General features: G+C 41.9%; 11 protein-coding genes. 7 read left to right on the top strand and 4 right to left on the bottom strand.

Annotated elements, in window-relative coordinates:
- Positions 1 to 78: 78 nt before the first annotated feature.
- The 3 genes from ED312_RS14425 to ED312_RS14410 all read right to left on the bottom strand — a co-directional run bounded on the left by ED312_RS14425 (position 79) and on the right by ED312_RS14410 (position 2,101).
- Entirely contained in the window at positions 79 to 843 is a 765-nt protein-coding gene (locus ED312_RS14425) for a ParA family protein (protein ID WP_123216723.1), read from the bottom strand.
- A 189-nt stretch (positions 844 to 1,032) separates the two neighbouring features.
- Entirely contained in the window at positions 1,033 to 1,218 is a 186-nt protein-coding gene (locus ED312_RS14420; protein ID WP_123216722.1) for a hypothetical protein, read from the bottom strand.
- 355 nt (positions 1,219 to 1,573) lie between these two features.
- A complete protein-coding gene (locus ED312_RS14410) occupies positions 1,574 to 2,101 on the bottom strand; it encodes a hypothetical protein (protein WP_123216720.1) in 528 nt (175 codons plus the stop codon).
- Between the two features lie 386 nt (positions 2,102 to 2,487).
- On the opposite strand from ED312_RS14410, the gene ED312_RS23810 reads away from it, so the two are divergent.
- The 7 genes from ED312_RS23810 (at position 2,488) to ED312_RS14380 (ending at position 7,489) form a co-directional block, all read left to right on the top strand.
- Entirely contained in the window at positions 2,488 to 2,649 is a 162-nt protein-coding gene (locus tag ED312_RS23810; protein ID WP_170164525.1) for a hypothetical protein, read from the top strand.
- 76 nt (positions 2,650 to 2,725) lie between these two features.
- Positions 2,726 to 4,657: a tetratricopeptide repeat-containing sensor histidine kinase gene (locus ED312_RS14405; RefSeq protein WP_123216719.1), complete on the top strand. Its 1,932-nt coding sequence runs from the start codon at positions 2,726 to 2,728 to the stop codon at positions 4,655 to 4,657.
- Between the two features lie 13 nt (positions 4,658 to 4,670).
- Positions 4,671 to 5,336 (top strand): helix-turn-helix domain-containing protein, encoded by a 666-nt coding sequence (locus ED312_RS14400; RefSeq protein ID WP_123216729.1) that lies wholly within the window; start codon positions 4,671 to 4,673, stop codon positions 5,334 to 5,336.
- Between the two features lie 239 nt (positions 5,337 to 5,575).
- Positions 5,576 to 6,007 (top strand): GIY-YIG nuclease family protein, encoded by a 432-nt coding sequence (locus tag ED312_RS14395; protein ID WP_148044300.1) that lies wholly within the window; start codon positions 5,576 to 5,578, stop codon positions 6,005 to 6,007.
- Positions 6,008 to 6,187: 180 nt separating this feature from the next.
- Entirely contained in the window at positions 6,188 to 6,394 is a 207-nt protein-coding gene (locus ED312_RS14390) for a hypothetical protein (RefSeq protein WP_123216717.1), read from the top strand.
- Positions 6,395 to 6,567: 173 nt separating this feature from the next.
- A complete protein-coding gene (locus ED312_RS14385) occupies positions 6,568 to 6,762 on the top strand; it encodes a bacteriocin (protein WP_123216716.1) in 195 nt (64 codons plus the stop codon).
- A gap of 517 nt (positions 6,763 to 7,279) precedes the next feature.
- Positions 7,280 to 7,489, top strand: coding sequence for a hypothetical protein (locus ED312_RS14380; protein WP_123216728.1), 210 nt, complete (start codon positions 7,280 to 7,282; stop codon positions 7,487 to 7,489).
- 227 nt (positions 7,490 to 7,716) lie between these two features.
- Here ED312_RS14380 and ED312_RS14375 read toward each other — a convergent pair whose 3' ends face one another.
- Entirely contained in the window at positions 7,717 to 8,169 is a 453-nt protein-coding gene (locus ED312_RS14375) for a GNAT family N-acetyltransferase (protein WP_123216715.1), read from the bottom strand.
- Positions 8,170 to 8,347 lie beyond the last annotated feature (178 nt).

The following is an 8,347-nucleotide window of genomic DNA, read 5'->3' as shown; positions in this document are numbered from 1 at the left end:
TACTGTCTGAATAAAATTAATAATTAAAATCTATTCAGACAGAGTTCAGTTTACACCCTCTGTTTTTCTTCGGGCGTATTACTTGTCTTTACTGATAATTTCGTGGGCCAGGTTGAGATAGCTTACGGCACCTTTACTTGAAGCGTCATAATTAATAATACTTTCGCCATAACTCGGGGCTTCGCTCAAGCGTATGTTTCGTTGTACGATGGTGTCGAATATCATTTCGCTGAAGTGTTGTCTGACTTCCTCTACTACTTGGTTAGACAGGCGTAACCGGGAATCGTACATAGTAAACAACATGCCTTCTATATCCAGTTGCGGATTGTGTATTTTCTGTACACTTTTAATGGTGCTCAATAATTTTCCAAGTCCTTCCAGGGCAAAATATTCGCATTGAATGGGTATAATAACCGAATGTGCGGCAATAAGTGCATTGAGTGTAAGCAATCCGAGTGACGGAGCACAGTCGATGAGAATATAATCGTACTGGTCTTCCATACCCAGCAGAGCTTCCCTGAACATGTATTCTCTTTTTTCCTTGTCTACAAGTTCAATTTCTATGGCTACGAGATCTATATGCGCCGGAATCAGGTCCAGATTCGGAGATGTTGTTTTTATCACGGCGTCTTTGGCCTTTACGGAGTGTTCTAGTAGCTGGTAGGTACCTGTTTCCACATCGTCTGCGGAAATACCGAGGCCGGATGTGGCATTGGCCTGGGGATCGGCATCTATAAGCAGTACTTTCTTTTCCAGGACCCCCAGGGAGGCCGCAAGGTTTACGGATGTGGTCGTTTTCCCCACTCCTCCTTTTTGATTTGCAATTGCTATTATCTTGCCCATATGACAAATTATGTATTAACCGTACAGGGATGTTCCCTTTGATTCCGGAATATCCCGAAGCTATTCCCTGTACATTGAACAGATGGTTACAGGGTGGTCAAATTTCCCGAAAAACCAGCTCCGGGATATCAGGAATCAACGGTTGGTTGTTTGCAATATTGGTATGCCTGTGCGCCACATGGTTTTAGCTTATTTTTTTGCTATTCCCCTGGCGTAAAGCAAGAGTACGAAGCCTATGAGCAACAAAATAAAATTTCCCCAAACATAACCCGCTTCGTTACCTGCTATGGTGCGATACTCTAAAAAATAGGCCAGAATAGTGGTCATGGAGTAGACGGAGATTATAACTCCTGCAAGAGTTAATGTTTTTCTCATCGACTGAATGCATAATAGGTTTTCATGATACTTTTCCGGGTTTAAGAGCGGGGTGAAATTAGGATATTTTCGTGTTTATGCCTTTTGCGGGCGTGTAGAACTAATTCTAATTCCGGGTAGAATGAATTCTATAAATCATAGTTCAGGCTCAACCCACCGGGAGTACCATGGGCGGCATTATTTTTTCCTTGTAGAATCCTGTTTTTTTACAGCATAATTTTCCATCATTTTTGCCGTTACGGGAGATAAGGCGTCCTTGCTGACAGGGTGTATCCATGGAAATGTAAAGAATTCTGTCCTGCCTTTGTAGACCGTATACCACAATACAGCCTTTCCTTCGTGAAAAAAGGTAGTGCTATCGGTTATTTGTATTTTTTTTAAATTTTTCCAGTACATCTTCATTTAAGCCCGTTTCCAGTTCCAGGCCGGAACACCTTATCTTTTCATAATGATCATTTATCCAGATCATACAGTTTTTCCTGTAATACGTGGATATGAAAAACAGGAGCCCGCCAATAAGGACAATATTAATGATAAGGCTAACCACAATATTGCGGTGTAATTTTCTGATCCGCCCGGATAACTTGCGTAATACTTCGTCTTCCCTGCTTTCATTTTGTTGTACAAAATCTTCAAAATTATTATACTCCAAATACTTCGCAAGGGCATCAAGTGTTGCCTTATTAGGTTTGATTTTTTTTACTTCTCTGCTGATATACCCTTTGTAATACCTGGTGATATTCCTTTCACTTAACAAAAATCCGTAGTCTTCCTCCATTTTTAATGCGAGATACCTGGACTTCCCGCTGACGGATACTTCAACGCATTTTTTATCCACTTTGTCGAATACAGACTCCATGAGGTTTTGAATCCAATTTTCCATGCCTGATGTATTTAAGGTGTAATGACTTTATTTTCAGATTATTTCAGTGTACCGGGTGTGTCCCCTTATTGTCAAAAAGATGTCAGGACTTTGTCCGGAATCTTTTACAGTTGTTGTTTTTACTTCGCAAGTGTAATGGTCTTTTTCTCTTTAGGCGTAGCTAACATAACAAAAGAAAAGGGTCTGTCTTTACGGAAATCCATAATGCAGCCGGCTATAGCCCGGGGAAGTGGTCTCTGGCTGCTGCATTAAGGATTCCACTTCCCTGAAACGAAAGGAGTACTTTCTCTATCGGTCACTGCAGGGCCGGTTGGTTAGTTATCTCCCGAATCCCGGGCTCTCGCCCGGGCAATCCCCCTTTGTTTAACCCAAAATTTTGTCCAGTTATGAAAAAATTACTCTTTATTATTGTAATTCTCATTATCAGCAATTTATCACTGATTTCATGTACCTATAATGATACGGCAGATAACGAGGCCCTGTATGACACACAGGGTTCGGGAGGTGAAGATGAACATATAGTACCCCCCGAATCTGAAGGTGATTAAAAAACTGCAATAAAGGCCGCAAATTGTTTGCGGCTTTTTATTTTTTGTTAATTTGGGGGCAGACCAAAACAACCCCATGAGAGTTTTTCTTCTAGTTCCGTTTATTACCATATTATTGTGTAATTCCGGATGTGACATATCGACCAGCCCCCCGGCAATAATCCCGGAGGCCGAGATAGATTCTTCAGTGTATTTCTACGAACTTTCAAGAGAAAGCAGTATACCGGTCAATAAAAAACTTTTTTATATAAACAGGTCTCTGGTGTATAGCAGACCGGGCAAAGATTCTATGCTGGCCAAAGGATTATACCGTAAAATATACCTGCACAACAGTATAAAGCAGTATGATAGTTCGCGGTATTATGCGGATGAACTTATCGAATATGCCGGCCGTGGTAAAGATACTTTATACCTGGCCAGGGGATATTACAGAAAAAGCAGAATTTTTGCCTACCTGAACAACCCGGAAGAGAGTTTCAAAAATGCCATAGAATCCAAAAAGTATTATCAGGCCCTGGGCGAAAGTTCCCAGGTGGGAATGCGGTTGTTGGAAATGGCCATATCACAGGAACGGTTGGGGGATTATTCGGGGAGCCAGGAAAGTGCAACCGAAAGCCTTGTGTATCTGGACCCTCTCGAAAACAGGCAATATGTGGCCAGTGCTTATAATTGCATTGCCATCAGTTACAGAAAACAGAAGTTATATGAAAATGCCATCCGGGAATACGACAGCAGTTTGCAATATGTTTCTTCTGCTGCCGACAGTATTTCGGTTTTAAATAATATTGCACTCCTGGAGAGGGACAAGGGAAATCTGGAGTCTGCCATAGCATTGTGGGCTTCTGTGGATACAACGGGCCTGCATCCGAAAACGAAGGCGCGGATTACGGATAACCTGGCATATGCCAGATGGTTAAAAGAGCCTTCATCGAATGTACTTGACGAATTAGATACGGCGTTACGTATACGATTGGAGGTGAAAGATGTGGAAGGATTACAGGCCAGTTATTCCCATCTTTCGGAATATTTTGGCTTTTCAGACCGTCCGAAAGCATTGCTGTATGCCAAAAAGTACCTGGATGTTACCAGAATGTATAACAATCCGGAAGACCAGTTGGATGCCTTAAAAAAACTTATTTATCTCACCGAAGAAGGGGATGCCCAATCATATGCTTCCAAATATGTGCTGCTCAATGACAGCCTGGAAACGGCAAAACTGCGGGCTAAAAATGCCTTTACTAAAATAAAATACGATTATACCCGGGCAGAACAGCAAAAGCTGAAGTATAAATCCGAAAAGGAGAAGGCGGAAATACTATTGCAGAAGGAGAGGACGGAAAACTTCATATTACTTACGATAGTTATCGGAGTGGCCATAATCTGGTACCTGTGGAATTCGCTGCAAAAAACAAAAGGCCAGGCAAGAGTCGCCCGGGAAAAACAAGAAGCTATTTACAATACCGAAACCCGGCTGTCCAAAAGAGTACACGACGAACTTGCCAACGGCATTTATAATGTAATGACACAGTTAGAGGAAAATGTGGCCAATAAAGGTATACTCGACAGATTGGAACGAATATATATGCTAACGAGGAATATATCGAGGGAAAGTATCGGTATAGACACCGGGGCTGTCTTTCCCGAAGAACTGGCCTCCATGCTGGGGAGCTATCCTCCGGGAAATACAAAGATTGTTATCCTTGGGCTCGAAACCATTTCATGGCATCAAATCGCCCGGGAAAAGAAGATCGTTTTATACCGGGTATTGCAGGAATTAATGACCAATATGAAAAAACACAGTAATGCTACATTAGTGGGAATAACCTTCTCTGATAGTTATAAAATGCTGAAAATCACCTATTCTGACAATGGTGTAGGGGCACCTGCCGATGTGTTAAAATACGGAAACGGGCTTCGGAATACGGAAAACCGTATTTTATTCGTAAAAGGATGCATTACCTTTGAAACCGAAAAGGGCTTCCGGGCCGAAATTCAGTTACCGTACTAATCTTTTACATGCTATGTTCAAGAAAATATTAGTTGCCGAAGATATAGAAAGCATTAACCAGGGTTTATCCTCCGTACTCCGAAATCTGGGTATACCGGAGGCAAGCCATGCCACATATTGTGACGATGCACTCCTGAAGGCAAGAAAGGCCGTACTGGATAAAGCTCCTTTTGAGTTGGTAATCTGTGATCTTTCTTTTAAGCCCGATCACCGCACGCAGCATATCACTTCGGGACAGGAGTTGATCGCAGTTCTTGCCGGTGAATTCCCGGGCTTGAAGATAATTGTATATTCTATCGAAGATCACCCGCAGACAGTGAGGAGATTGTGGAACAGCGGACAGGTACAAGGTTATGCCTGTAAGGGGAGAAACGGACTGGCCGACCTGGAAAAGGCTATCCGGGAGGTATACAAGGGTAAAACTTACCTTTCCCCCATGGTGGAAGCAGCGTTGAAAGGGAGAAATTTTCTCACACTCCGGGAATATGAAGTGATGCTTCTGACCCATCTTGCCAATGGGTATACACAAGAACAGATAGAAAGACGTTTTAAGGAAGAAGGTATAGTGCCTAGCAGTAAGAGTTCCATAGAGAAACGATTGAAAGAACTCAAAGAAGATTTTAATGCCAATACTACGGTTCACCTTATCACTATTCTGAAAGATCTTAGGTTGTTATAGGTTTTGCTAATTCAAAAAGCAGTTGCAAGCTGTCTTTAAAAATGAGTGTTTTTTTGTTGGGTCCGGGACCGGAAAATATTCCGCTTGGGAAACATGGGGGTGTTTCGTTTTTTCCGGATAAGATAACAAATCAAACGTAATCATTTTGGAGGCAGCTTTTAGTATTGCTTATGGAAATCCGTAAGGAAATGTCCTGTAATGGATTTAGGTTTGGGGATAAAATCCAAAAACCTGAAACTATGGAAAAAAAACTGTTCGAGCAGGAATTTAAAGGCTACTGGAGGGAACGGGACAGTAAAGGACTGCCTGCATATTCCGGTATTTTTGTGGTACAAAGCTTCTACCACGACCGTGACCTCGGAAAAGTATCCATGAATGATCTTATTTACATAGGAAAAGCCGATAACATTAACGAGAGGGTACGTATCCATGAAAAATGGTATGTATGGAAAAAGGAACTAAAACCGGGAGAACAACTTTGTTTTAGCTGTACGCCTGTACCCAAAGAAGACAGGGAAAGAGTGGCCGCCGCCCTGATCAGGGCCAACCAGCCGAAAATGAACAGTGTATATAAAAATACGTTTCCGTTTGGCACTACGGTAGTGAATCTGTATGGCGATTATCCGCTGTTAAAAAAAAAAATTGTTGTAGAGAACCCGGAGGATGAGTAATTTTGAGGTGAATTCTTTCATTTAAAGAGGTTTTAGATTTCTTTTTTAGCTATAAAAACCTTAAACTGCAAGGTTTATACAGTGAGTGTTCTTAAATTAGCAAAACCAATTGGTGTTTCCGGCTGTTTCAGCCGGTATTACAAACCTTAAATCTTTTGTTTAACTTAATCTTAATGTATTATGAAAAGTTTGGAAAATTACGGAGTTCAGGAGCTCAATGCCAACGAACTACAGGAAGTTAACGGAGGTCTTGACATCGGAGGAGTTCTTGACCTGGTAACCGGAGTACTCGGTACCGTAACCGGGGTAGTCGGAGGGATCGTTTCTGTTGTAGGAAGCATCGTAGAGCTTACCCTGGGTCTTGTAACCGGCGTTGTTGACCTGTAGTTATTTCCGGGGACCTGTATAGGTTTAAAGATAGAAAGCCGTATGAAATCTATTGCCGCATAAGCAGAAGCTTAAGAGGGAAAGTATATTTTATACGGCTTTTCCATCCGAAACTATTCACGGTTCCGGAGGAGTTTTAAAAAAAATAAATTACACCTTAATGAATTGATATTATGAAGAACCTGGAACATTATGAAGTAAAGGAACTGACCGAAACAGAGCTCAGTGAAGTAAACGGAGGCTTGGAGCTGGGTGCTGTATTGGAAATACTTAACGGTATTGTAGATATTGTTACTGCGCATATGCAGGCTGCCCTCAACGCCGTACAGGATTTTGTAAACGATTTTCTGGGAGGGATCAACAGCTAAAAAAGCATCCCCTATAGGAGAAGCCAACTTTTTCTGACAGACAACTGCATCAAGACCTTTTTCTCCCGTATGTCGCTTTTTGCCTTTTAGCCGAGGCTATAGCGTAAAAAGTGGTATCCGGTATAAAAATTTCTTGCTCTCGTCCTAACCAGATAAAGTAGGTCCTTCATACAAGAACCTCTTTCGCTCTGTTGCCGGAAAGAGGTTTTTATTTTGTTAATGAAATTACAGATGATTCCAGGATTACAGTACACTTTTTCGCCTCCGATTCGGATAGTACGGGATAAAATAGTTCGGGACCTCAGGCTCAAAAATCCGGTGAAGACTTCCCGAACGGCCTGATATCTATGGCCGCGGGAAATAAATCTTCACCTGTGCAGAACCTGTGATTGCCGGATAAAGGGTATGAAGTATATCCTTCCTGTTCGGATCGTTAAAATTTCCGATAAACCGTTGTGAATCTTTTTTTAAGGAAACATTATTGATTATCTTTAAAAGAATGAAAAAGAACAGGAAAATGAAAAATTTAGAAACAACAGATCCAAAAGAACATTCCCGTAACATCAGGGGCGAGTTGCAGGAATTGAGAGATCATATTCGAAGGGACATTGGTAAAGTTGAGGAACAAAGGGCAAAGGCCCTCTTCGAGACTTCGGCAGAAGTTATTCAGGGATTAGCTACGGCTTTTTCTCATTATGAAGAAGGAAAAGAAGAGGCGTGGAAATAGCTTTTAAGAAAAGCTTTCCCGAAACATATTTGGGATGTCTTTTAAAAAATCAGGCGGCTTTCTTCATCTTCAGATAATCTGATTTAGTGAATAGCCGAGGAGTTTTAATTAATTGAGAGTTACCTCCACCCGGTTAGCATCAACTACCCGAAATCAGGTCCTGAAAAAGTCTTTGCACGAGCGATAGAGGTAAAGGACGTAACTATGTGCAAACTGAGCGGTTAATACTAATACAACATTTTCTCAAAACACAAACTGTTTACCACCCCGGCATATTGCCCGTAGTTGGGAATAATGACATAACCATTTTTTTGATACAACCGGATGGCTTCCGGCTGTTTTTTGCCGGTTTCCAGGATACATTTCGCATAAGACAACTCCGAAGCCCAGTTTTCGAGTTCTTTGAGTATCATTGACGCTATGCCTTTTCCCCTGCTTTCCGGCAAAGTAAACATCCTCTTAATTTCGGCAGTGTCCGCACTGTACTCTTTCAGTGCTCCACACCCGACAGGCTGGTTATTTGAATAAGCTACGACGACGTGGCGTATAAGTTCGGTTTTATTGTACTGTGCGTAAAAAGTGTGTTCTTCTCCGTCCCTTTCCCTCAGGTCTTCATCGAGGTGTTTTACCATATGTAAAAAGTCCGGGTCTCCGGAATCCTTTCTCCGTAGCTGTATCATAAGTTATAAGTGTAAAAGGAATGGTGTGACAAAAATAATGCTTTTCCCCCGATTGCCGGGAAAGATGCAGAAGTGTGAATATCTTACTGCGGACCGGGAATGCCATTCCTGGATTCCAGTTCCTCAATACGTTTTTTAAATATTTCCCTCGTCTCCCGTAGCGCGCCATTGGTTTCCC

Origin of the sequence: Sinomicrobium pectinilyticum (assembly GCF_003725735.1) — a bacterium.
Classification (GTDB): Bacteria; Bacteroidota; Bacteroidia; order Flavobacteriales; family Flavobacteriaceae; genus Sinomicrobium; species Sinomicrobium pectinilyticum.
This window is presented reverse-complemented; position numbering and strand designations above follow the sequence as displayed.

Bases quoted from the DNA above. Each gene is read 5' to 3' on its own strand.
- ED312_RS14425 (WP_123216723.1), bottom strand. From the start codon at position 843: ATGGGCAAGATAATAGCAATTGCAAATCAAAAAGGAGGAGTGGGGAAA.
- ED312_RS14420 (WP_123216722.1), bottom strand. From the start codon at position 1,218: ATGAGAAAAACATTAACTCTTGCAGGAGTTATAATCTCCGTCTACTCC.
- ED312_RS14410 (WP_123216720.1), bottom strand. From the start codon at position 2,101: ATGGAAAATTGGATTCAAAACCTCATGGAGTCTGTATTCGACAAAGTG.
- ED312_RS23810 (WP_170164525.1), top strand. From the start codon at position 2,488: ATGAAAAAATTACTCTTTATTATTGTAATTCTCATTATCAGCAATTTA.
- ED312_RS14405 (WP_123216719.1), top strand. From the start codon at position 2,726: ATGAGAGTTTTTCTTCTAGTTCCGTTTATTACCATATTATTGTGTAAT.
- ED312_RS14400 (WP_123216729.1), top strand. From the start codon at position 4,671: ATGTTCAAGAAAATATTAGTTGCCGAAGATATAGAAAGCATTAACCAG.
- ED312_RS14395 (WP_148044300.1), top strand. From the start codon at position 5,576: ATGGAAAAAAAACTGTTCGAGCAGGAATTTAAAGGCTACTGGAGGGAA.
- ED312_RS14390 (WP_123216717.1), top strand. From the start codon at position 6,188: ATGAAAAGTTTGGAAAATTACGGAGTTCAGGAGCTCAATGCCAACGAA.
- ED312_RS14385 (WP_123216716.1), top strand. From the start codon at position 6,568: ATGAAGAACCTGGAACATTATGAAGTAAAGGAACTGACCGAAACAGAG.
- ED312_RS14380 (WP_123216728.1), top strand. From the start codon at position 7,280: ATGAAAAATTTAGAAACAACAGATCCAAAAGAACATTCCCGTAACATC.
- ED312_RS14375 (WP_123216715.1), bottom strand. From the start codon at position 8,169: ATGATACAGCTACGGAGAAAGGATTCCGGAGACCCGGACTTTTTACAT.